The organism is Maribacter spongiicola, assembly GCF_052119685.1.
Lineage (GTDB): Bacteria > Bacteroidota > Bacteroidia > Flavobacteriales > Flavobacteriaceae > Maribacter > Maribacter spongiicola_A.
This window is the reverse complement of the sequence record NZ_JBGQOO010000010.1, coordinates 52,516-77,411: the sequence shown is the minus strand read 5'-3', so window position 1 is coordinate 77,411 and position 24,896 is coordinate 52,516. Positions and strand designations below refer to the sequence as shown.

Below are 24,896 nucleotides of genomic sequence, written 5' to 3'. Positions count from 1 at the left end.
ATTTAATATAGATAGTCTTGTTTTGTATTGAAACATGTTATACGTTTGCATGATTATTTAAATCAAGTCTAAATAAAACGGATAATAAGATGAATAAATATTTTTTGGCTTTTACTGCCATTGCAGGTTTAACCTTTATCTCATGTAGTTCTGATGATGATAGTTTAGAGCTTTCACCATGTGAAAATTGTTTTGTTGAATTTGAAGTGCCGGATTCTTACGTATTTACTAGAAACGGAGTTTCCACGGTTAGTTTTGATGGGCAAACCACAAGAATAAAAATGGGGCAAGAGCTTTTGTCAAATTTCAACATACCAACAAATACGCTTGAGGATTTAAGTGGAATGTTCGCTCATGTAGAAGGAGATATCGATTTTCAAGAAGCGGCATTAAATGAGTCAGATAAAAGTCTTCGAAGTAAGGTTGCAGCATCTGCAGATTATTTTTCTACAAATGCAACAGATCAAGCTATAATTCGTGGTGATCTTGATGGATTTATTAGTGCTCAGGTTACAGACGTTTATCCTAATTGGGAAGTTGCCGCTAAAGCTGGTACTGCAGGGCAATTAGCTGATGGTGAAAGTACACGTTATGTAAATGCCAATGGTTTGGAATATAATCAAATGTTCGCAAAATCATTAATAGGTGGCTTAATGACAGATCAGATGTTGAACAACTACCTAAGTACTGCTGTATTGGATGAGGCAGACAATGTTGCTAATAATGATTCAGATGTAGTAGAAGAAGGTAAGGACTATACTACGATGGAGCACAAATGGGATGAAGCTTATGGTTATGCCTATGGTTTAAATAACGATCAAGCAAACCCTAATGCCGATTTGGGGGCAGATAGTTTCTTGAACGAATATATAGAACGTGCCAATGGAGATTTAGATTTTGAAGGTATTGCAGATGATATATTTGACGCCTTTAAATTAGGTCGTGCAGCAATTGTTGCTAAAGATTATGATATTAGAGATTTACAAGCAGAAATAATCAAGGCTAATATTTCTAAAGTAATTGCTATTAGAGCGGTTTATTACTTGCAAAATGGTAAAACAAAATTAGAAGGGGAAGCTCCTAATATTGGTGGAGCGTTCCATGCACTTTCAGAGGCATACGGTTTTATCTATAGTTTACAATTTACTAGAAAACCAAACTCTGCTGATACTTATTTTACAAAAGCTGAGGTTGATGCATTCTTAACAGATTTGTTAGATGATGGTGATAATGGTCTATGGAATGTAGAATCAACAACATTAGATTCTATTTCAGAAGATATAGCAGCAAGATTTGATTTTACGGTAGCACAAGCTGCCGAATAATTGGGTATAAAAAAAGCTATTCATGCTAAAAAGTATGAACAGCTTTTTTTATTTTTGTATTTAATTAGAATAAATAAAAATAAGAGATGAAAAGGATTATTGGATTTTTGGTTGTTTTGACCTTGGTTTGGGCATGTTCCAGTGATAGTGATACTGAAGTTACTGAGGTTGTAGACCCGATTGATGAAGTTTCTTTTGAGCGAAGTACTATGCTTATAAATTGGGCCGATAATATTATTATACCATCTTATGAAGCATTTTCTTCTGACTTAGAAATATTGGTAAGTTCATTTAATACTTTTAAAGAGGATGCAAGTGAGGTCAACTTGGTTGAATTACGTTCATCTTGGGTAAATGCATATATATCTTATCAAAATGTTGCCTTGTATGAAATTGGTCCGGCAGAAACTGTGGGGTTTCAGTTAAATATGAATGTTTATCCTACTAATACCGATAATATAGATGAATACATTTCCACAGGTACTTATGATTTGTCTCTTTCATCCAATAGAAGCTCTAAAGGCTTTCCGGCACTAGATTATTTGTTGAATGGTTTAGGAGAGGATGATGCAGCGATTTTAGCTTTCTATAATGGTGATGAAAAAGATACACTGTTTACGTTTACAGAAGATGTTTTGTTAGATATGAAATCGTTAACAGATACTGTTCTGTCAGACTGGGAAGAAGGGTATAGAGATACTTTTGTAGCTAAAGATGGTGCTACATCTACTGCCTCTGTAGATCGTATGGTAAATGATTATATCTTTTATTATGAAAAGTATTTAAGAGCAGGTAAAATGGGAATTCCTTTAGGTGTTTTTTCTGGAGCTCCTTTACCTCAAAATGTTGAAGCGTATTATGACGCTACTGTTTCTAATGAATTATTTTTAGAAGGATTAAATGCTGTTCAGGATTTTTTCAACGGTAAACATTTTAATTCCGAAACTGAGGGGGAAAGCCTTGATTCTTATTTAGATGCGTTGAATACAGTAAAGGATGGCGAAGATTTATCTTCTCTTATTAATACTCAATTCAATACGGCTAGAGATATGGTTCAAGATTTATCATCCTTTAGAGAAGAAATTGAAAATAATAATACTCCAACTGCTATGTTTTTAGCATACGACGAAGTACAAAAAGCAGTACCAATGCTAAAGGTAGACATGGTTTCTGCCATGAGTATCAGTATTGATTTTGTTGATGCAGATGGTGATTAATGAAATCGATAATAGATACATATATAAAAGCTCCCGTAGAGGCCGCCCCATTGGCGGTCTTTCGTATTTTATTTGGTTTAATGATGCTTTTAAGTATTGTTAGATTTTGGGCTTATGGGTGGATTGATAAATTTTATCTGCAACCAAAGTTCTTTTTCTCCTATTATGGATTTGAATGGGTAAAACCAATTGGCGAATTCACTTATTTAATTTTTATCATTTGTGCAATTTCTGCCATTTTGGTAGTTCTAGGTTATAGGTATAAACTGGCTATTATAGTTTTCTTTTTAAGCTTTACCTATATAGAGCTTATGGATAAAACCACGTATTTAAATCATTACTATTTTATTAGTCTGTTAAGTTTTTTGATGATTTTTTTACCGGCAAATGCTTATTTCTCATTAGATGCCTATAGGAACTCCAATAAAGCTTTTCAATACATATCAAGTTGGACAATAAATAGCATAAAATTATTATTAGGGATAGTCTATTTTTATGCCGGCTTGGCAAAATTAAATTCAGATTGGTTGCTAAAAGCCATGCCTTTAAAAATATGGTTGCCATCTAAGTTTGATACTCCCTTAATTGGTAGTTTTCTTGGCGAAGAGTGGTTGCACTATGCTTTTAGTTGGTCAGGTGCTTTGTTTGATCTCTTTATTCCTTTTTTGCTCCTAAATAAAAAGACGAGAACTTTTGCATTCGTAATGGTGGTAATATTTCATGTACTTACCAGAGTATTATTTCCAATCGGCGTTTTTCCTTTTGTAATGATCATCTCTGCCATGATATTTTTCGACGCCAATATTCATTCAAAATTAATAGGCTTCATCTCCAAACTTTTCAAGATAGATTCTAGTAGTTTCAATACTGGGAAAATTTTCGAGCAAATACCGACTTTTAAAGTCCAAATTAAATATGGAATAGTAGCACTTTTCTTTTGTTTACAGCTATTGTTGCCATTTAGATACGTATTGTATCCGGGTGAGTTGTTTTGGACAGAAGAGGGGTATCGTTTTTCATGGCGTGTTATGTTAATGGAAAAAACGGGATATGCGCAATTTAAAATAGTAAATGGAGATACGGGTCGATGGTTTTATGTGAATAATTCAGATTTTTTAACTCCTATTCAAGAAAAACAAATGGCTTTTCAGCCAGACTTTATATTGGAATATGCTCATTTTTTGAAAGATCATTTTGAAAACGATGGGCATAAAAATGTACAAGTATATGTAGATTGCCAGGTAAGTTTGAACGGGAGGTTAAGTACAAAATATATAGATTCTACCATTGATTTGTCAAAAGAGGAAGAGTCTTTTTTACATAAGAATTGGATAACACCATTTAAAGATGAGATTAAAGGAATTTAGTTTTTTGCTATTGTTAGTATTTCTGTCGTTCCCTGTTTTTGGGCAATTTAGTATTACTGGGCAAGTATTGGATACAGAAGGCGAGCCAATACCAGATGCAGAACTGTATATTAAAGAATTAGAGCGCTTAGAAACTGCCAATTCTCAAGGTGATTATGTGCTAGATAACTTAAGTTCTGGCACTTATACACTTGTTGCATTTGCTTATGAATTCGAGATTTTAGAACAAGAGCTTGTTGTAAACGGTAATACGACATTCAATATAGTTTTGCAGCAATTAAAAACTCAAAACCTGTCGGAAGTGGTACTTACGCAGAAAAGAGAAGAAGTTTTCGCTTTAAAACAATTAAAGAAAGTAGATGGTACCGCAATTTATGCAGGTAAAAAAAGTGAAGTGGTATTATTAGAAGGTATAACAGGAAATTTGGCAGCCAATAACCCTAGGCAAATATATAGTCAAGTAGTGGGGCTAAATATTTATGATAATGGTGATGCTGGGTTGCAACTTAATATTGGCGGTAGAGGTTTGGATCCTAATAGAACGGCAAATTTTAATACAAGGCAGAACGGTTACGATATAAGTGCAGATGTTTTAGGGTATCCAGAGAGTTACTATACGCCTCCAGCTGAGGCGCTAGAAGAAATTCAAGTAGTTAGAGGTGCTGCTTCTTTGCAATATGGTACTCAGTTTGGTGGTTTGGTAAATTTTAAATTTAAGCAACCAAATACAACAAAGAAAATAGAATGGGTTAGTAGACAAACGGTAGGGTCTTATAACCTTAAGACTAGTTTCAATAGCTTAAGTGGTACTGTTGGTAAAGTAAGTTACTATACCTATTTCAATTATAAAGAGGGGAGTGGTTTTAGACCAAATTCTGATTACAACAGCAGAAATTATTTTGCTCACGTGGGTTATGAGTTTTCAGATAAAACTAAGGTTACACTAGAGACAACGTTTCTAAATTATTTAGCTCAACAACCTGGTGGTTTAACTGATGCTCAATTTATTGAAGATCCAACTTTTAGTAATAGGGATAGAAATTGGTTTGATGTTGACTGGAAATTATTCTCTTTACGTTTAGATCACAAGTTCTCGTCAAAAATGGATTTTAGTTTAAATGTTTTTGGATTAGATGCATCAAGAAGTGCACTTGGGTTTAGAACAAATAGGGTATCACAGCCCGATGATTTAGAAGAGCCAAGAGAATTGCTCATAGATAACTTTCAAAACTGGGGTGCAGAGGCAAGATTGCTTACCAGATATAAACTGGGTGATACCGAATCTGCTTTATTGGTTGGGTCTAAAATATATAGAACAGATAATGATCAAAGACAAGGTCCTGGAACAACAGCTGCAAATGCCGATTTTAATTTCGCTGATGATGAATTTCCTAATTATGAAAGGCAGTCTCAATTTAATTTTCCAAACTCCAATCTTGCATTTTTTGGAGAGAACATTTTCAATATAAACTCTAAATTGACTTTGACACCTGGTTTTAGGCTAGAACATATTAATACAGAAAGTATAGGCAGCTACAAAAACATCGTTTTAGATTTGGCGGGTAACTCATTGTTAAATGAGGATGTAGAAGATAATAGGGCTTTTGATAGAACATTTTTATTACTTGGTTTAGGTGCTACGTATAAACTAAACTCAAGTGTAGAATTTTACGGAAATTTTTCTCAAAACTACAGGTCGGTAACTTTTAGTGATATAAGAGTTGTAAATCCTTCATTTCAAGTAGATGAGAACATTAGTGATGAAGATGGTTTTACTGCAGATTTTGGTTTGCGAGGAAGGCATAAAAATGTCTTTTCTTATGATGTAAGTGCTTTTGGTCTGTTGTATGATAATAGACTTGGAGAAATCCTTAAAAGTGAAACTCAGATAAATGCAGCTGGCGTAGAAGTTGAGACAGGTAGCATTATTCGCTTTCGTGGTAATATAGGTACCGCTTTTATGTACGGATTAGAAAGTTTCGGCAACTGGAGTATCAAGGAAACTTTTTTTAGTGGAAATGATAAATTAAAATTGAACTACTTTTTAAACCTGGCTCTTACAGAATCTGAATATTTATCTTCAGAAGAGACAAATGTAGAAGGTAATAACGTTGAGTTTATACCAGCCGTTAACTTAAAAACAGGATTAAATTTTGGTTACAATAACTTACTGGGAAGTTTACAGTATACATATTTATCAAGACAGTATACAGATGCTACCAATGCTCCACAAGATATAAATGACAACCAAAGAGGTATTGAGGGGGAAATACCAGCTTATGATATTCTTGATTTTTCATTAGCATATACATACAAGAACTGGAAGCTTGAGGCAGGTATAAACAATGTTCTTAACAACAGTTATTTTACACGCAGAGCTACTGGGTATCCAGGGCCGGGTATTATTCCTTCAGAACCTAGAACGTTTTACACAACACTGCAATTTAAACTTTAGAATACTAATCTTAATTTTTTTGTGGTTACTTATGGTGTTTCGGTTATCGGTGTTTTTAAGCTACCGATGTTTAATTTATGTGAAGCTTTTACTAAGGTTTCATGAAGAATTAATAAACCAACTATATTCACTATATTTGCACGCAATTAAATCCTTAATTGCTATGCAAGCCCACCAAAACAAAATTCTAGGAGAAGGTCTAACATACGACGACGTATTATTAGTACCTGCATATTCTGAAGTTCTTCCAAGAGAAGTCAGTATTCAGACAAAATTTACAAGAAATATTACTATAAATGTACCTATTATATCGGCAGCGATGGATACGGTTACGGAATCTAGAATGGCAATTGCCATGGCTCAAGAAGGTGGTATTGGTGTGTTGCACAAAAATATGTCTATTGAGCAACAGGCAATGAAGGTGAGAAAAGTAAAAAGAGCTGAAAGTGGTATGATCTTAGATCCTGTTACTTTGCCGCTCTACTCTAAAGTACAAGATGCTAAAGCTAGTATGAAGGAGTACGGTATTGGAGGTATTCCGATCGTAGATGCCAACGGTAAACTTTTAGGTATTGTAACTAATAGAGATTTACGTTTCGAGAAAAATAATGAAAGACCAATTTCTGAGGTAATGACTTCAGAGAATTTGGTAACAGCTGCAGAAGGGACTTCACTTTCAGAGGCTGAAGATATATTACAAGAACATAAAATTGAAAAATTACCTGTCGTAGATAAAAACTATAAGTTGGTAGGTTTGATCACATTTCGAGATATTACAAAACTTACCCAAAAGCCTAGTGCCAATAAAGATCAGTTCGGTAGACTTCGTGTTGCAGCAGCTTTAGGTGTTACAGCCGATGCAGTTGAAAGAGCAGAGGCATTGGTTAATGCAGGCGTAGATGCAGTAGTGATTGATACAGCTCATGGTCATACCAAAGGTGTAGTAGAGGTGTTAAAAGCAGTAAAGAAGAAATTTCCGAACCTAGATGTTATCGTTGGTAACATTGCTACGGGTGCGGCAGCAAAATATTTGGTAGATGCAGGTGCAGATGCTGTTAAAGTTGGTATTGGTCCTGGTTCTATTTGTACTACAAGAGTTGTTGCAGGTGTTGGTTTTCCTCAGTTCTCTGCGGTATTAGAAGTAGCGGCCGCTATAAAAGGTTCAGGTGTTCCGGTAATTGCAGATGGCGGAATTCGTTATACGGGTGATATCCCTAAAGCGATTGCAGCAGGTGCAGATACAGTAATGTTAGGGTCACTTTTAGCAGGAACAAAAGAATCTCCGGGAGAAACGATTATCTATGAAGGTAGAAAGTTTAAATCTTACCGAGGTATGGGTTCTGTTGAAGCAATGAAACAAGGTAGTAAAGATCGATACTTTCAAGATGTTGAAGATGATATTAAAAAATTAGTTCCTGAAGGTATTGTTGGTCGTGTACCTTACAAAGGGGAACTATACGAAAGTATTCACCAGTTTATTGGAGGATTAAAAGCTGGTATGGGATATTGTGGAGCGAAAGATATTGCAACACTACAAGAAACAGGTAGGTTCGTTAAAATTACAGCTAGTGGTATTAACGAAAGTCACCCACATGATGTTACTATTACCAAAGAGAGTCCTAATTATAGTAGATAGAAAATATAGTAGTATAAAAAAAAGAGGTCTCTAAGACCTCTTTTTTTTTATCTGATTTTTTATTATTTACCAGCTTCACCAGTATAGGCTTTCCAATCTTTTTCTTTATAAATATCACTACCAAAATAACGCGCTATTTCTAAAAATGGCTCTGGTTTTTGATATCCAGGTATTGGCGAAAGCATGTTTAATTCTTCATCCAAGAAAATAGTAGTTGGGTAACTTAAGCGACCTTGCATTAAGGCTGCTGCAAATTCATGATATCCTTTTCTGCCAGATGGAACAAACTTATAGGTCTTTCCTTTATATTCGATAGGGTCTTTACCTTCGCCATCAAATTTAACCATGTAGTAGTTCTCTGCCATATAAGCAGCTACTTCAGCATTTTGAAAAGTGTCCTTATCCATTTTCTTGCACCATCCACACCAATCCGTATATACATCAATAAAGACTTTTTTTGGGTTTGCGTCGGTTGCCGTTAATTCGGCAGCCTCGTCCCAAGAAATCCAATTTACCTCTTGTGCATAACTTGCAGCCGAAACAAAGAGTACGGCTAAGAATAAAAATGATTTGGAAAAAGATAAAGAATACGTCTTCATGAGTTTTATTTGATTGTTTAATCCAACTATTATACCAAAACTAACGTATTTTTAAGTGCTTTATTTCACTTTAGCTGTTTCTTTAACAGCGAACAAATCTTTTATATCTACTTGATTGCGAATTAAATCTTCAAAAGTTTCTCTTTCGCGTATAAGAACTGCTTTCCCTTTATGCCAAAGAACTTCTGCTGGTCTAAATCTTGAGTTATAGTTACTTGCCATGGTAAAGCAATACGCACCTGCATTTTTAAAGCAAAGAATATCACCTTCTGTAATTTCATTTATTCTTTTATTACTGGCAAAAGTATCGGTCTCACAAATATAACCTACTACAGAATAATAGCGCTCTCTACCGGCTGAGTTCGATATGTTACTTATGCTATGCGTAGCGCCGTAAAGCATTGGTCTAATTAAATGGTTGAAACCAGAATCTACACTTGCAAATACTGTTGATGTCGTTTGTTTAACCACATTTACTTTTGCTAGAAAAACACCTGCCTCACTCACTAAAAATTTACCAGGCTCAAAAGCCAATGTCAAATCTTTACCGTATTCTTTACAGAACTCATTAAAACGAGTACTTAGTTTTTTGCCTAATTCTTCAACATTAGTTTCTATATCACCATCTTTATAAGGTACTTTGAAGCCGCTACCGAAATCTATAAAATCAAGATTTTTGAAATTACGTGCAGTATCGAATAAAATTTCAGAAGCATATAAGAATACGTCGATATCTAAAATGTCACTACCTGTATGCATGTGAATACCGTTGATATTCATTTTAGTTAACTCTACAATACGAAGTAAATGTGGAATTTGATGAATGCTGATTCCGAATTTAGAATCTATGTGACCTACAGAAATATTAGAATTTCCACCGGCCATTACATGCGGATTGATACGAATACAAACAGGAATTTTAGGATGCTTGCTACCAAATTGCTCTAAAATAGAAAGGTTGTCAATATTTATACGAACACCCAATTTTGCTGCTTGTTCAATTTCTTCTAAAGAAACTCCGTTAGGGGTAAATATGATTGACTCTGGTTTGAAACCAGCTAATAATCCTAATTGTACTTCTTGTATAGATACGGTATCTAAACCACTACCTAAACTATTCATTAATCTTAGAATAGTAATATTAGAAAGTGCCTTGGCTGCATAGTTAAGTTGCAATTTCTTTACAGAACCAAATGCTTTGGTCAGTCTATTGAACTGTGAAACTATTTTTTCCGAGTCGTAAACATACACCGGATCACCATAGGTTTTTGCGATTTGCAATAAATCCTCATTTCTCATACTATACAATTTTGCTCAAAGTTACTTTTCTAATTCATTAAGAACAAAAATAATAACATAAAAATGATTAAAATAACAAATTGTGATATTTGTAACTTTTGAAAATTGTATTTATTTTGGTGCTATATAAAGTCCTTCGTAAATTTAGCCTATGAAATTACCTTTATTTCCATTACAGTCTATTTTCTTTCCAGGAGAGACCGTGCCGCTGCATGTGTTTGAAGATCGCTACAAACAATTGATACAAGATTGTAGAGATGAGGCGATTACTTTTGGTATACCAGTTTTTATAAATAATAAGATGGAATATGGGGTAGAAGTACAGCTGGTAGAAGTGGTGACAACGTATGAAACGGGCGAGATGGATGTGGTATGTGTTGCGAGGCAAGTATTTAAATTACTGGCTTTCGACAATATCATGGATGATAAGTTATATTCAGGAGGAATTGTGAAGTTGTTGGAGTATGACTATGAAGCATCCGAAGAAAAAAAACAAACTATTATCAATGGTATAGAGCAGTTATATGCTATTATGGATGTGCCATATACCAAACTCAACGTAAAAGAATTTAATAGTTTTACGCTAGCGCACAAAATAGGATTGTCTTTCGAGCAAGAATATCAACTATTACAGATACCCTCAGAAAATGATCGACTTAATTTTATAAGTCTGCATTTAACTGCTACTATTACGGTACTTTCTGAAGTGAACAGAACCAAAAAAACAATCGAACTTAATGGTCATTTCAAAAATTTTGACCCTTTAGATTTTAAAGATTTGGAGATTTAGGGAGTTTTTTAGCTACAAAATTCAATCGTATTACAAGCGATTTGGGTTTTTATCAGGTTAATTATACTAGTTATTCTAATTAATCACCAGTATTTTTAGATTATTACTTCCTGTTTCCTATTTTTGCTTAACAATTAAATTCACCATATATATGAACCTTCACGAATATCAAGGAAAAGAGATATTAGCAAGTTTTGGGGTGCGCATCCAAAGAGGAATAGTTGCCCAAAATGCAAAAGAGGCTGTTGAGGCTGCAAAGCAATTAACTGCTGAAACCGGAACTGGATGGCATGTTATAAAAGCGCAAGTACACGCAGGTGGTCGTGGTAAAGGTGGTGGAGTTAAATTAGCCAAAAACCTAAAAGAGGTAGAAGAGATAGCAAACCAGATCATTGGTATGAACTTAATTACACCGCAAACTTCTGCGGAAGGTAAAAAAGTACATCAAGTATTGGTTGCCGAAGATGTTTATTACCCAGGCGAAAGCGAAACTAGTGAATTCTATATGTCTGTTGTATTGAACAGAGCTACTGGTAAGAATATGATTATGTATTCTACAGAAGGTGGTATGGACATTGAAGAGGTTGCTGAAAGCACTCCGCACTTAATTTTTACAGAAGAAATTGACCCAGCTACAGGTTTATTAGGTTTTCAAGCAAGAAAAATTGCTTTTAACTTAGGTCTTTCTGGTACTGCGTTCAAAGAAATGACAAAATTCGTTGCGTCATTATATAAAGCATATGTAGAAAGTGATTCTAATATGTTCGAAATTAACCCAGTATTAAAAACATCTGATGATTTGATCATGGCTGTTGATGCTAAGGTTTCTATCGATGATAATGCACTATACCGTAGAAAGAAGTATGCTGATATGCGTGATCTTAGAGAAGAGAATGCTATTGAAGTTGAAGCAAGAGAAGTTGGTCTTAACTATGTAGATCTTGACGGTAACGTTGGTTGTATGGTTAACGGTGCAGGTCTTGCAATGGCAACTATGGATTTAATTAAAATGGCAGGTGGTGAGCCAGCTAACTTCTTAGATGTTGGTGGTACTGCAGATGCTAAAAGAGTAGAAGAGGCTTTTAGAATTATCTTAAAAGATCCAAATGTTAAAGCTATTTTAATCAATATTTTTGGTGGTATCGTTCGTTGTGATCGTGTAGCGCAAGGTATTGTTGATGCTTATAAGAATATGGGCGACTCAATTAAAGTGCCGATTATAGTAAGATTACAAGGTACTAACGCTGAGTTAGCAAAAGAGATTATTGACAACTCTGGACTTGCAGTGCAATCTGCCGTACAGTTTCAAGAAGCTGCAGATAAAGTAAAAGCTGTATTAGCTTAAACAAATTTGCTTATCATATTATATAAAGACCATTCATATTGAATGGTCTTTTTTTGTTTTAAGATTAATGTAATTATTGAAAATGTAGTTTATATAGCTAAAAGCTGCATATTTTATTAATTTAATATTAAATAGATGTTAAAATTATCATATTAATATTTTTAATACGTTATTTTGTAGTATACGCAATATGTACGTATAATTTCAAACCTTTAAAATATATAGTATGAAAAAAGTCAAAATTATTTTAATCGCAATGTTAGCATTTGGGATTGGGACTGTTACGGCTCATGATACCGAGTCGAATGAGGATAAAGGAACAAAGTGGATAACTGCTCAAATTCATGAAATGTTAGCTGATGAGGAAATACCTGATCAAATACGAGGTGCTAAAGCTGAAATTAAAATTGCCGTTGCAGAAGATGGTATGTACAGGTTATTATCAATTGAATCTACCAATAATCAATTAAAAGAGTTTTTAAAGAACGGTATCGATTTTAAAAATCTTGAACCAGGCAATTCAGATGTAGTTTATGTTATTCCAATTGAAATAGCAGACTAGTAGAATTACTATTTACCAAAAAAAAGAACGCTAAGTAAGCGTTCTTTTTTTTTGGCTAAATGTATCGAGTTTTTTCTAGTTGTGTATTTATAGTATCTGTAGGTTTAATTTATTGTAATGGTAAAAGGATTGAAAGACTACTTAAGGTTACCGAAATGAAATAATGGTTAAGTCTTTAAAAACCTGTTTTTTCTATGTTTCGTATTTTTAATTTTGACAAGAATAATTGAGGAATTTATATTAAAGAGATGTTAAAATATGCTCAAATTGTAACATTGTCATTTTTCAGTCGTCTTTTTAGTAATTCATCATCAATCAATTTTAATCACGCTTCACTATAAACTGAAGCAAAAAACAAAAAGTCATGAGAAAATTAAGTTTAGTAGTCGTAGCTGCAATGCTATTAGCAACAGGTAATGTATTGGCAAACGATACAAAGGGTGAAAACCCAACAAGAAATCTTTCTAACCAGATATCAGAAATGCTATCGGATAATACTTTTTCTATTGAACATAACGATTTAACCGCACAGGTACGTTTTACATTAAATGCAGACGGTGAGATCGTTGTATTGTCTGTGAATACAGAATTTGATGAAATGGAAAGTTTCGTGAAAGCCAAACTAAACTACCAAAAAGTTAATTTAGCAAATGTAGAGGAAGGTAAAGTATACACTATTCCTGTACGTATCGAAGGGTAACCTTTTAAAAGGTTAGCGTTGAAAAAAATCTTAATACACCTCGGTGTATTAAGATTTTTTCTTGTTTTTATACTTGACAGAACTAATGGCAGTATCTACCTTTTTCATCTGCTTTGTTTTAAAATCTCTTTTACTGATATTTTTTTGAGCTGGTTTTTGAGTCGGTTTTTGTACTGGTTTATCGGTGTTGCCAGCCATTCCTAAAAGCACTTCTCCAGGTGTTTTCGGATTTTCTTTTGTTCCACGAAGATGAAGAACCAGTCCGTTTAAAAAATTACGGAGTACCTGATCTCCACATTCCATATAATTAGGATGATCCTCGTTTCTAAAGAAAGCTCCTAATTCACTTTTTGAAATTTTGAAATCTACAAGCTCTAATATCTGCACGATTTCATCATCTCTAAATTTTAAAGCTACCCTTAGTTTTTTAAAAATATCATTATTAGTCATACCACGAATTTAAGGAGTGCAAGTTATTATAAAAATATGACGTGTTGGTTGCTATGCCTTATTATTAGGTGGTTCTTAGGTGTATATTGTATTTTATATACTTCATAGAATATACTTTGTCGATAATAACATAAATATTTTTGACAAATAGATGCTTCATGCTATGCCAATAAAAATCAAAATGAAGATAAACATGTTGGTCGAAACTATATTTCTAAATGAATTCTTATTATGAGTGTTAATTTAAGGGCAGTTAAATCTGCTTAACTGAAATAAAACAGCTGACTTTTACGTTAAAAGCATGTACCAGCTGAATATCAATTTGTTACGTAAGATTATGCCTACTACTAAAGAAAAGTTGAGTATTTTATCAGAAATGATTTCGTTTGCGAAAGTAAATAACGAGGTGAAAGAATCAGAGTACGATTTTCTTTTTTCGGTTGCCCAGCAATTAGAGGTAAGTAAAAAAACTTTTGATAGTCTGTTTACTTCAAATGTAGAGCATGTGATACCAAAATCAGAATCAGAAAGGTTGTTGCAATTTCACAGGTTGATTTTGCTAATGAATGTTGATAATGAGCAAGATATTCATGAGGTCAAAAGAATATATGACATCGGTCTTAATATGGGTTTGCCACCAGGTGCAATTCAGCAGGTTCTTTCTATAATGCATACTTACCCTAATAAAGTTGTACCGCCAGAGGTGCTGATTTCTATATTTAAAGCTCATTACAACTAAGACCACGATATAAAATCGGCATCAAGTTTACTAAGGTCTCTCTTATTCTCGATGTGGCCTTTGGCATCTACTTTTAACTCATTTATTTCTGACTCTATAATTTCTAACTGTGAAGAATTTATTACATGTTCGCTAAGTGCCTTTAACATATGCATTAGTTTTCTCATTACAGTTATATCATGTTTGCAATAAAGGCGATAGGCTGCCATAACGTTAAATAGCACTTCTGAGAATTTGGCGCATTTTATTTGAACCCAATTCGTGCCCTTTTTGTCATTTATATATTCATAGTCTGTTTTGCGCATTAAATCTATGAAAAGTGAAGTCAGGTAGTCAATAGTATTTAATGCGGTGCCTGGGTCATTAATTCCTGGGGACATCGCCTTTACACCAATCTCTGAAATTTGCCTAAACCCATAAATATAGTTTTCTCCAATAAGTTCTTCTTGACTGAACAATAAGGTATCCATCACCTTTTTTTTCAATTTAGTGTCTATTGGTTTTTCGGTTAATAACCCTATGGTGTTATCTAATATGAACTGACCTTTGTGTAATTGAATCATAACTTTCATAGAATTTTCTTTGCATAATTCTAATAAGTCATCATTAAGTATTCCGTAGAAATAACCTGTTTTAACAATTTCATATTTTTCCCAATGCTCATAATTGGGGAACTCGAAAGAATTCTTTTCTTGATTTTCGACGATAGAGAGTATTTCAGATTTTGTTCTAGAATGAATAGCGGTTAGAATATTGCCTACTTGTATCGCTTGTGAAATATGGTGGATGAAGTATATAAAAGCCGCCAAACATATCACTACTAATATAATGCCCAATAATACAGAAAAGCCGGGAGTTTGATATGAGTTTTCTGTGGGCTCTATAGAGATAAGAATAAAAATGTTGTAGAGGATGGTGGCAATGTAGAGCCCCAATACAATTTGATGTTTCTCGTCTGAAATAATACCTGGTAATACTCTTGGTGAGAAGTTGCTAGATGCTTGATTCAAAAGAACCATCACCATCGAGAAACTAAATACGGTTAATGAGATTAAACCACCTATAAGCGTACTTAAAATTGTTTTAGCTGTATCGGTATCATCTATTACTAAAGCGGGAGCAACATCAATCAGATACGCTGAAATGTTGTTTTGTTCTAGATAAATCATTAGAAAAGCCAACAGTAATCCTGCTAAAGAGATAATTGTGGGAAAAAAGGCAATTCTAGTTCTAATTTGGTCTATGAAGTTGGTAAGTCTATCCATTTAAATAATTCTGCCTATAAAATTAGTGAATGTGCGAACAGATAACTGTCTTATATGCTAAAATTACAGACTCTTAACATGTAAAAGCGCCAATATGTCGCTATTTCAAATATGAAATACGCCATATTGTCATTCTAATTCAGTTGGTATAGCATTTGTTCTGTTCAAATCGACTATTAAATTAATTTATTTAAAAAATACGATTATGAGTTTAACAAAGAGAAACGATGTTTTGTTCCCAGCATTAATGAATGAGATTTTTAGACCAGATTGGTTTGGTGGAACTGAGAATTCACGGTCATCTATACCAGCAGTGAATATTAAGGATAATGAGAAAGAATTCGAATTAGAGCTTTTTGTTCCAGGAAGGGTAAAAGATGATTTTAAAATCGAAATTGATAAGGATGTGCTCACAATTTCAGCGGAAGTTAAAGAGGAGAATATTGCGGTAAAAGAAAATTTTACTCGTAAGGAGTTTAGTATCTCTTCTTTCAAAAGAGCATTTACTATGCCAGATACGGTTGCAACTGATAAAATAGAAGCTACATATGAAGGCGGAATTTTAAAATTTAATCTTCCTAAAAAAGAAGAGGCTTTACCAAAGCCAAAAAGAATGATTGAGTTAAAGTAAGTTTTAGTTAGTACGTTTTTTAGGTTGGTTTAAGTTGTTTGGTGAAGTGCTTTGAGAAATCAAAGCACTTTTTTTATGGTAGTTTTTCAGTCAAAACAGCAATACATGAAATTATGCCCTCTCTATAGTTACCCATTCTTAGATTTTCGTTAGGGGCATGTATGTTGTTATCTGGGTTAGGAATTCGAATAGATACCGCAGGTATATTTAAAGCTTCTATAAATGGGGCCATAGGTTGAGATCCGCCGGTAGTTCTCATATTTACAATAGTATTACCGAAAACTTTAGTCAAAGCCGAATTTAAAAATTCGCCAATTGAACTATCCATTTCAGTTCTAAATGGTTTTGACCCAATTCTGTAATTAAGCGACGCAAGTTTAGGGTAGACTGCTCTTTCTTCTTTAGTTGGTGTGGAGTCGACTATATAAAATCCCTCTTCTTTAATATGCGCCCGTAGGAATTCTATTTGTCTTTCCCCGGGCGTTTCAGGTACTAATCGCATATCTATTTCTATAACAACATCTTCTGGAATTAGAGTACGGACTTCCTTGCCTGTCCATCCTGCTTTTAAACCTCTAATGTTGAAAGAAGGAAATTGTAATGCCTCTTGATACGTGTCGGCAACTTTTTCAGAAGCGGCTATACCTAGTCTCGAATTTAGACTATCCATATTTTCTGGTATAGCACTAAGTAGTTCTTTATCGCGTTCAGATAAATGAACACCATCGTAAAACCCAGGAATTTGAACTATGCCTTTTTCATCTTTGAAACTACTTATTAATTGTGCTGCCTTAAAAACGGGGTTCGGTGCATAATTTCCATATTGACCGCTATGCAATGCATCGGTCGAGCCAAAAACGGTAATTGTTGCTGTGGTAATACCTCTTGCGCCATATGTCAATGTCGGTAAATTAGAAAGATGTCTAGTGCCGTCCATAATCAAAAGCATTTCTGATTTCAATAAGTTTTTATTTTTAAGAACCGCTTTTGGTAAATCTGGTGAGCCAAGTTCTTCTTGAAAATCCATGATTACTTTAATGTTGTATTCGGGAGTGATTTGTTGTTCCTGTAAAATTTTCAATGCTGAAATTAATGACATTGCCGGACCTTTGGAATCGGATGCCGATCTGGCAAAAATTCTCAAATCATCGGGTATATTTTTTTGAGTAAAATCGAATTCTTCCGTAGTCCATTCTCCATTTTTTAGGGTCTTAAAAACGGGTTCAAAAGGATCGTTTTGAGACCACTCAGAACGGTCGACAGGTTGCCCATCAATTTGTAAATAAAATAGTACGCTCTTTTTGTTTTTATGAAATATTTTTTCGGCAAAGAGTAGGGGTGCGCCATCGGTAATTATGGTCTGTGTTTTAAATTTTAAACTCTTAAAAATACTGTCGCACCACGCTTTGTTATTTTCAATTTGTTCTTGAAAATTACCGTCATTTGGTAATCTTAAAAAATGATGTAAATTCGTAGTAGCGGTCATGAAATTTTCATCGACCATTACTCTAATGTCATCGCTATTTAACTTCTGTGAAAAGCTGTTTAAGCTACTGCTTATGCATATTGAAATAAGCAATAAATTCGCAAAATTTTTCATTTTATATAGAAATTAAAAGATTTAGTCTTGTCTAAAAATTGTGATTAACTATTTATTATTCAGTATTTAATGTAAATTAATTTGAAGTAAAAATAGAGATATCATTTGTCTTAGTATAAATTGATTAAACTAATCTTACTCTTGTTCTTGTAGCGACTTTATTTCATCTCTTAACTTCGCCGCTTGCATAAAATCTAACTCTTTCGCTGCTTTTTCCATAGCCTTTCTTTTGTCTTTTATGAGCTTCTCTATTTGCTCTTTGGTAAGGTAATCCATATCTGGCTCGGCAGCTCTTAACTCCTCTTTTATGAAGTGATAGGTTGAGACCGAATTCTTAGAGAGTACATTGTCTAAACTCTTATTTAAAGCAGTCGGCGTTATATTATTATCAGTGTTATATTGAATCTGTTTTTGCCTTCTATAATTTGTTTCGTCGATGGTTTTTTGCATGCTTGCAGTGATCTTATCTGCGTACATAATTGCACGTCCATTTAGGTTTCTTGCAGCTCTACCGACCGTCTGTGTTAACGAACGATTACTACGTAAAAATCCCTCCTTGTCAGCATCTAAAATAACCACTAAAGAAACCTCTGGTAAGTCCAATCCTTCACGTAATAAATTCACTCCGATAAGTACATCAAAAATTCCCTTCCGCAAATCTTGCATAATTTCTACACGTTCTAGAGTGTCAACATCACTATGAATATATCTGCATCGAATATTGATTCTGTCCATATATTTAGCCAACTCTTCTGCCATTCTTTTTGTTAAAGTGGTGACTAGTGTACGCTCATCTTTTTCAACACGAATTTGAATTTCTTCTACCAAATCATCAATTTGGTTTAGACTTGGTCTTACTTCAATTATGGGATCTAGCAGTCCGGTTGGTCTAATTACTTGCTCGACATATACACCTTGACTCAATTGCAATTCGTAATCTGCGGGTGTGGCACTTACATATAAAACCTGATTCTGTAATGCTTCGAACTCTTCAAACTTTAGAGGTCTATTGTCCATTGCAGCAGGTAATCGAAAACCATAATCTACCAAATTTACTTTTCTAGAACGGTCACCGCCATACATAGCATGTACTTGGGGTATGGTAACGTGACTTTCATCAATAATCATTAAATAGTCATCGGGAAAATAATCTAGCAAACAGAAAGGTCTGGTGCCTGGCTCGCGACCATCTAAATATCTAGAGTAGTTTTCTATACCTGAGCAATACCCAAGTTCGCGTATCATTTCTAAATCAAAATTGGTACGCTCTTCTAATCTTTTTGCTTCAAGTGGCTTCGCGATATCTTTAAAGTAGTCTATCTGTTTAACCAAATCATCTTGTATGCTATGAATGGCATTCTGTAAAACGTCTTTAGAGGTCACAAACATATTTGCTGGGTAAATAGTAAGTGTCTCGTAAACTTCAATAATATTATTATTAAATGGGTCAAAAGCTTCTATTTCTTCAATTTCATCGCCGAAAAAATGAATTCTATATGCATGGTCGGCATAACTAGGAAATACATCTACAACATCACCTTTTACCCTAAAATTACCGTTCTTAAACTCCGCCATAGTTCTAGAATAGAGCGATTGCACCAATAGATGCATTAGTTTGGTTCTGGCAATAACTTGATCTTTTCTTATGGAGATGACATTTTTCTGAAATTCAACGGGGTTACCAATACCATATAAGCAAGAAACTGAAGCAATAACGATGACATCTCGTCTACCTGAAAGTAGTGAAGAGGTAGTACTAAGACGTAACTTCTCAATATCTTCATTAATAGAGAGATCTTTTTCAATGTAAACACCACTTGTTGGTATAAATGCCTCTGGCTGGTAATAGTCGTAGTAAGATACGAAATACTCCACCGCATTATCAGGAAAAAATTGCTTGAACTCCGAATATAACTGGGCTGCCAAGGTTTTGTTGTGCGCTAATAATAGTGTCGGTTTTTGAACTTCTTCGATTACATTGGCTACCGTAAAGGTTTTACCAGAACCGGTTACACCTAATAATGTCTGATATTTTTCATTCTCATTTATACCTTTTACCAGTTCATTAATGGCATTTGGTTGATCCCCAGTGGGTTTGAAGTCTGATACTACTTTGAATTTCATGCTATAAAATTACGAAAGAAGTGCCATTTAAAAGAGTGCAATAAGAATAATCATTAAGTCTATCGAATTAGTGAAAAGTGACCCAATATAGGTTTCTGATTTAGAAAACTAGCTTTATACCAATAGTCAGATTGGGGCATTTGCTTGTTATTAAAAGTGCCGTCCCATCCCATACTATTTGGGTTGATTTGTTTCAACAAACTTCCAAATTGATTGAATATATATATCACTTCTATGACAGATTCAAAATTTTCTATTGGAGGTATATATTGCCAATGATCATTTATACCATCTCCATTAGGAGTGAAAAAGGAAGGGAAATCTTTCTGAGAAATATCTCTGTCAACGGTTCTTTGGGTGATGCCGCATCCATTTTTGTCTCTTACAAAAGCAATATGGTCACCACTTAATATTTCAGTAAATATGGGGGAATCTTGGTAAGGGCCGTCACGATTATCTAAAGAATATTCATATTGACCACCACCTGTAGCATTAATATTTATTATTTTACCCATTGCCGTATTGGTAATGTTTATTGCCGTAATAGTAGCTTCCTCCGATGCTACTACGTCTATAAGTTTAGAACTAATGCATTCAATATCTCCGGCATCAGTAGTGATTTTGTTATACGCTTCAAATCGATATTTACCTGGTGCAGAAATAGCTACACTTTGTGTTTCTGATAGCAACGTTTCTTCGCTACCGCTATTTGTTAAAAACCATCGAAAACCATCGGCAATATCGTTCGATGAAATGGTATAGGGTAGTTCGTCACTACATATACCTACAATGTTGGGTAAATTAATTATTGGAGCTCTATATATTAACTCGCCAGTAGCTTCAGAAATATAGGGTTCACAAACATATACTGCAAAACTAGTAGTGAATATTTCTTCTATACAAGATGTCGCAATGCCGATATTATTATAGGGTTCTATTTTTACATAAATATTTGAGTTTTGTGGTAAATCTTCAGGCGGATTGTAACTCAATTCATTTTTAATATCAAGATTGTTTACGATTTCATTACCATTTGGTGTAGTGCCTATAGATAAATAATAGCCCGTTGCTGTCGGTACATATGCCCATTCAATATCTGTGATAATAGTTACACTACCCGCATTATTATCTGGAGTAATTAATATGGAGCAAGTAGGGGGTGTGGTAACTTCTACCGTTGTAAAAACAAGTTCGTCACAATTGATTGGCGGACCATCATACGGAACTAAGCTTAATGTTGCGTACATGATGGTGTCGTCTGGTAAACCTAATGGCGGAGTATAGAAAGGGTTGGTGCCAATGGGTTTTCTATCTAAAATGTCAGTACCTCGCGGATTGGTACCAATAGAGAGTATATAGCCGTTATAGCCTAACACCTCGGTCCAAGTTAGTGTAGTGTTTACTTCAATATTATCTGCACCATTGTTCGGGAAAGTAAATTCTGTACAATTTTGCCCATAAAAAAATGAACTTGTCAAAAAGAGGCATAATAACCTCAAGAAGAAAGACATTTTTTTCATTTTCATGTTGTATAAGTTATTAATCCTAGCGTATTAAACTAAAATGACCTTTTATTTCTTTTCGAGAAAAGGATACTGCTTTGAACCAATATTCAGACTCAGGTACTTGTCTGCCATTAAAATTTCCGTTCCAGCCAATTGATTTTGGATTTAATTGCTTCAATAAATTCCCATATCTATCGAAAATAAAAATAAATTCAATATTTAACTCACTTGATTGTGAATCAGTTATTATTTGCCAATGGTCATTTATTCCATCACCATTTGGTGAGAAAAAAGCTGGAAAATTTTTAAATGATATTTCTCTTTCTACCAAACGTTCGGCTATGCCGCAACCAAATTTATCTCTTACGTATACAGTTCGCTCCCCAGGTTTTACGTTGTTGAATATATGGTAGTCTTGATAGCCATAATCTTGGTTATCTAATGAGTATTCATACTCTCCTGTACCTTTGGTCAAAATTTCAATACGAAGTCCGTCAGGTTCCCTAGAAACTATGACATTTTCTATTTCAGGAGCATTGGATGTAACTACTTCAAAATTTTTGGTCACAAGACATTCAATACTTGCTCCGAATTGTGAAATGGTGTTGTAAAGTTCTAAACGGTAATTTCCTATTTCATCAAATTCAAAGGTATTGTTCGTAGAAACTATCTCATCGTTGTCATCATTATTAATTTTAATCCAGCGAAAACCGCGTGCAATTCCGTTATTATTTAAAATTCCAAAATTCAAGTTAGTACAAAGGGGTACTTTGTCTGGAATAGAAATCAACGGGAAATCGTTTAGATTGCATTTTACAGTAGGCTCACCGGTTGTGAAGGAATATTCTTGACAGCCGGTAGCTTCTCCCTTTTGGTTGACAGGTATTATAATTACAAATATTTGTTGGTCTATCTCTAAATTCTGATCGGTTTTGTAAGCCAACACATTACCTGTTTCAAAATTCTCAACAATGTCATAATTCCCAGATGAGGTGCCAATTGAAATTAAATAATTGGTTGCGCTAGGTGAGTAATTCCATTTAATATTGGTATCTACTCTAACTTCTGTCTCTCCATTTATAGGACTTACCAAGCTAGTACATTCAGGTGGCTCAGTTATACTTGTTGTCGTGAACACCTTTAATGGGCAAACTTTTATAGGGGCATCAGGTAAAAATAGGCTGATGGTTACATAAATTGTAGTATTTTCCGGTAAGCCTACTTCAGGTTGGTAAAAGTTGTTTTGACCAGAAGAACGCCTGTTAATAATTTCACCACCTCCTGGCGTAGTGCCTAGAGATACTAGATAACCGATTATTCCATCAACTTCGGTCCAGCTAATTAAATTGTCGACAGGTACGTTTATATCTCCGTCTAAGGGTGAGGTCATATTCGGACATTGCTGTGCTTGGCTGGTGGTTAGAAAAAAAAACATCCATGCACTTATAAATAGCAAGACCTTTTTATTTTTCATATGTTTATCGTTTTAAACTAAAATGACCTTTGATAATCTTATTATTTGTTGCAATAGCTTTGAACCAGTAATTTGATTCGGGAAGCGCTTTCCCATTAAAATTTCCGCTCCAACCATTTGTATTTGGAGCTACTTGAGCTAGTAATGTACCGAATTTATCAAATATATAAATTACCAAAACATTATTTTCTCCTGTGTTAACAAGTGGTACATACTGCCAAAAATCATTGATACCATCACCGTTTGGGGTAAAGAAATTTGGGAAGCCGTTTACAGCTAAATCTAATTCAACCAAACGTTCTGCAGTACCGCAGCCTGCTTTATCACGAACATACACGATGTGATTTTGTAACGAAATATTAGTAAAACGATTAGAGTCTTGGTATGGTCCGTCTTCGTTATCTAGCGCATATTCAAATTTGCCATTTGCAGTAGTGGATATCTCATAATTGAGGGAGTTTGCACTTAATTGTACTATTACCTCATCTATTTCTGGCGTTTGTGAAATAAATACTTGAAATTTTTTTGAAGAGGCGCATTCAAACGTTCTATCTGACTCCTCAATAATATCATAAGCCTCATAAATATATTGCCCTTCTTCATCTATCCTAACTTCAGAACTACTTGATAATAATGTTTCATTACCTCTATCATCTAATTTGTACCACCTAAAGCCATCAGCTTCATCAGTTGCCGTAATTACATCGAGTTCCTGTTCTAAGCAAATAGTAACGGTATCAGGGAAGGTCAAATCAGGATTCAATACTATTAGTTGGCCACTTACCGGGTCAAAATATGGTCCGCAGCCAACCAGTGTAGAAAAGGTTTCTTGAGTGCAACCTATTGCTTCACCTGCTTCGTTAAAAGGATAAATCGATATAAAGAATGTTCGGTTAGGTTCAAAATCGATGATCAGCGTTGAGGTCCTATAAAAAATAGCATCTTCCAAAATATTCTTTTCGAAAGGTGATGTGCCTATAGACACTCTGTAACCTGTTGCGTTAGGTACTGCGTTCCATTCTAGCATCGGACTCAAAGACACATTCGTTTCTCCATTAAAAGGGGAAATCATACTTGTGCATAAAGGTAATACTGCAGCCGCAGCCGTGGTAAATACCGAAGAGCTGCAACTGGCTGCTGAACCAATTCTATTATAAGGTGTAATTGTAACGTAAATATCAGTTTCGGTAGGTAAATCTGTAATTGGGTTATAGCTTAACGTATTTGCTACGTCGGTACGTGCAAGAATTTCATCTCCATTTTGTGTGGTACCAATCGATATAAAATATCCTGTTGCACTAGGTGCGGCATTCCATGAAATGTTAGTCGCTGTATTTATATCAAAGGCGTTGTTTGCCGGACTAATAGATGTACTACAATTAGGTACTTCGCTTAAGGCTGCCGTTGTAAACCGTTGGCTATCACAAATAATATTCGGTTGATTAAAAAAGAACAAGGTAATGGTGATAAATATTTCGGTACTCTCTGGTAACCCTGTCGCAGGTGTAAAACTTGTGGCAGATCCAACATTTCTCTCATTTATAATATCATTATCACCTTCTGTCGTACCTAATGAGATAATATAACCTGGGACACCTGTAACTGGCTCCCAACTAATAGTCGCATCTACTGGAACCAACGTAGTACCATTTACAGGATTTAAAAGAATGGGACATTCTTGTGCCGACGATGTGAAAATACCGAATAGCAATGCCATGAAAAATATTGGCACAGCCAATATTTTAGGTACTCTAATGTCCCATTTCTTTTTCATAGCATTTTCGTAAACATTACAATATACTACAAAATGAAA

At 34.5% G+C, this 24,896-nt stretch carries 20 protein-coding genes; 11 read left to right on the top strand and 9 right to left on the bottom strand.

Annotation, left to right across the window (positions count from 1 at the left end; genetic code table 11):
- Positions 1-89 precede the first annotated feature (89 nt).
- The 5 genes from ACEN2N_RS14285 to guaB all read left to right on the top strand — a co-directional run bounded on the left by ACEN2N_RS14285 (position 90) and on the right by guaB (position 8,000).
- Entirely contained in the window at positions 90-1,325 is a 1,236-nt protein-coding gene (locus ACEN2N_RS14285; protein WP_441824961.1) for a DUF4856 domain-containing protein, read from the top strand.
- Between the two features lie 86 nt (positions 1,326-1,411).
- Entirely contained in the window at positions 1,412-2,542 is a 1,131-nt protein-coding gene (locus ACEN2N_RS14280) for an imelysin family protein (RefSeq protein WP_441824960.1), read from the top strand.
- Positions 2,542-3,909, top strand: coding sequence for an HTTM domain-containing protein (locus ACEN2N_RS14275; RefSeq protein ID WP_441824959.1), 1,368 nt, complete (start codon positions 2,542-2,544; stop codon positions 3,907-3,909). The genes ACEN2N_RS14280 and ACEN2N_RS14275 overlap by 1 nt, the downstream gene beginning before the upstream one ends.
- Positions 3,890-6,364, top strand: coding sequence for a TonB-dependent receptor domain-containing protein (locus ACEN2N_RS14270; RefSeq protein ID WP_441824958.1), 2,475 nt, complete (start codon positions 3,890-3,892; stop codon positions 6,362-6,364). The genes ACEN2N_RS14275 and ACEN2N_RS14270 overlap by 20 nt, the downstream gene beginning before the upstream one ends.
- Before the next feature lie 163 nt (positions 6,365-6,527).
- The gene (guaB, locus tag ACEN2N_RS14265; protein WP_441824957.1) at positions 6,528-8,000 is read left to right on the top strand and encodes an IMP dehydrogenase; all 1,473 of its coding nucleotides are present in this window, start codon (positions 6,528-6,530) and stop codon (positions 7,998-8,000) included.
- 62 nt (positions 8,001-8,062) lie between these two features.
- Here the strand turns inward: guaB and ACEN2N_RS14260 are convergent, their stop codons facing one another.
- On the bottom strand, positions 8,063-8,599 hold the full coding sequence (locus ACEN2N_RS14260) for a thioredoxin family protein (RefSeq protein ID WP_441824956.1): 537 nt from the start codon (positions 8,597-8,599) through the stop codon (positions 8,063-8,065).
- A 60-nt stretch (positions 8,600-8,659) separates the two neighbouring features.
- Positions 8,660-9,898, bottom strand: coding sequence for a diaminopimelate decarboxylase (gene lysA / locus ACEN2N_RS14255; protein WP_441824955.1), 1,239 nt, complete (start codon positions 9,896-9,898; stop codon positions 8,660-8,662).
- Between the two features lie 151 nt (positions 9,899-10,049).
- Between lysA and ACEN2N_RS14250 the strand changes: the two genes are divergently transcribed.
- The 4 genes from ACEN2N_RS14250 to ACEN2N_RS14235 all read left to right on the top strand — a co-directional run bounded on the left by ACEN2N_RS14250 (position 10,050) and on the right by ACEN2N_RS14235 (position 13,295).
- Complete coding sequence (locus ACEN2N_RS14250; RefSeq protein ID WP_441824954.1) at positions 10,050-10,688, top strand: LON peptidase substrate-binding domain-containing protein; 639 nt, start codon at positions 10,050-10,052, stop codon at positions 10,686-10,688.
- A 151-nt stretch (positions 10,689-10,839) separates the two neighbouring features.
- Positions 10,840-12,033 carry an ADP-forming succinate--CoA ligase subunit beta gene (gene sucC / locus ACEN2N_RS14245; protein WP_423998414.1) on the top strand — a complete coding sequence of 398 codons (1,194 nt, stop codon included), beginning with the start codon at positions 10,840-10,842 and terminating at the stop codon, positions 12,031-12,033.
- Positions 12,034-12,259: 226 nt separating this feature from the next.
- A complete protein-coding gene (locus tag ACEN2N_RS14240) occupies positions 12,260-12,595 on the top strand; it encodes a hypothetical protein (RefSeq protein WP_441824953.1) in 336 nt (111 codons plus the stop codon).
- A 364-nt stretch (positions 12,596-12,959) separates the two neighbouring features.
- A complete protein-coding gene (locus ACEN2N_RS14235) occupies positions 12,960-13,295 on the top strand; it encodes a hypothetical protein (protein WP_441824952.1) in 336 nt (111 codons plus the stop codon).
- 48 nt (positions 13,296-13,343) lie between these two features.
- Here ACEN2N_RS14235 and ACEN2N_RS14230 read toward each other — a convergent pair whose 3' ends face one another.
- Positions 13,344-13,745 carry a DUF1456 family protein gene (locus tag ACEN2N_RS14230; protein ID WP_441824951.1) on the bottom strand — a complete coding sequence of 134 codons (402 nt, stop codon included), beginning with the start codon at positions 13,743-13,745 and terminating at the stop codon, positions 13,344-13,346.
- 301 nt (positions 13,746-14,046) lie between these two features.
- Between ACEN2N_RS14230 and ACEN2N_RS14225 the strand changes: the two genes are divergently transcribed.
- Positions 14,047-14,484, top strand: a complete 438-nt coding sequence (locus ACEN2N_RS14225; protein ID WP_441824950.1) for a TerB family tellurite resistance protein — start codon at positions 14,047-14,049, stop codon at positions 14,482-14,484.
- Here the strand turns inward: ACEN2N_RS14225 and ACEN2N_RS14220 are convergent.
- Positions 14,481-15,749 carry a DUF2254 domain-containing protein gene (locus ACEN2N_RS14220; RefSeq protein WP_441824949.1) on the bottom strand — a complete coding sequence of 423 codons (1,269 nt, stop codon included), beginning with the start codon at positions 15,747-15,749 and terminating at the stop codon, positions 14,481-14,483. The genes ACEN2N_RS14225 and ACEN2N_RS14220 overlap by 4 nt on opposite strands.
- A 205-nt stretch (positions 15,750-15,954) precedes the next feature.
- Here ACEN2N_RS14220 and ACEN2N_RS14215 point away from each other — a divergent pair, with 205 nt between their 5' ends.
- Positions 15,955-16,380, top strand: coding sequence for an Hsp20/alpha crystallin family protein (locus ACEN2N_RS14215; protein WP_441824948.1), 426 nt, complete (start codon positions 15,955-15,957; stop codon positions 16,378-16,380).
- Positions 16,381-16,453: 73 nt separating this feature from the next.
- On the opposite strand, the gene ACEN2N_RS14210 is transcribed toward ACEN2N_RS14215, so the two are convergent.
- The 5 genes from ACEN2N_RS14210 to ACEN2N_RS14190 all read right to left on the bottom strand — a co-directional run bounded on the left by ACEN2N_RS14210 (position 16,454) and on the right by ACEN2N_RS14190 (position 24,857).
- A complete protein-coding gene (locus ACEN2N_RS14210; RefSeq protein ID WP_441824947.1) occupies positions 16,454-17,980 on the bottom strand; it encodes a M20/M25/M40 family metallo-hydrolase in 1,527 nt (508 codons plus the stop codon).
- 135 nt (positions 17,981-18,115) lie between these two features.
- Entirely contained in the window at positions 18,116-20,104 is a 1,989-nt protein-coding gene (gene uvrB, locus ACEN2N_RS14205; RefSeq protein ID WP_441824946.1) for an excinuclease ABC subunit UvrB, read from the bottom strand.
- Positions 20,105-20,163: 59 nt separating this feature from the next.
- A complete protein-coding gene (locus ACEN2N_RS14200; RefSeq protein WP_441824945.1) occupies positions 20,164-21,630 on the bottom strand; it encodes a T9SS type B sorting domain-containing protein in 1,467 nt (488 codons plus the stop codon).
- 19 nt (positions 21,631-21,649) lie between these two features.
- Positions 21,650-23,083, bottom strand: coding sequence for a T9SS type B sorting domain-containing protein (locus ACEN2N_RS14195; RefSeq protein ID WP_441824944.1), 1,434 nt, complete (start codon positions 23,081-23,083; stop codon positions 21,650-21,652).
- Positions 23,084-23,087: 4 nt separating this feature from the next.
- Positions 23,088-24,857 (bottom strand): T9SS type B sorting domain-containing protein, encoded by a 1,770-nt coding sequence (locus ACEN2N_RS14190; protein ID WP_441824943.1) that lies wholly within the window; start codon positions 24,855-24,857, stop codon positions 23,088-23,090.
- Positions 24,858-24,896: the final 39 nt, after the last annotated feature.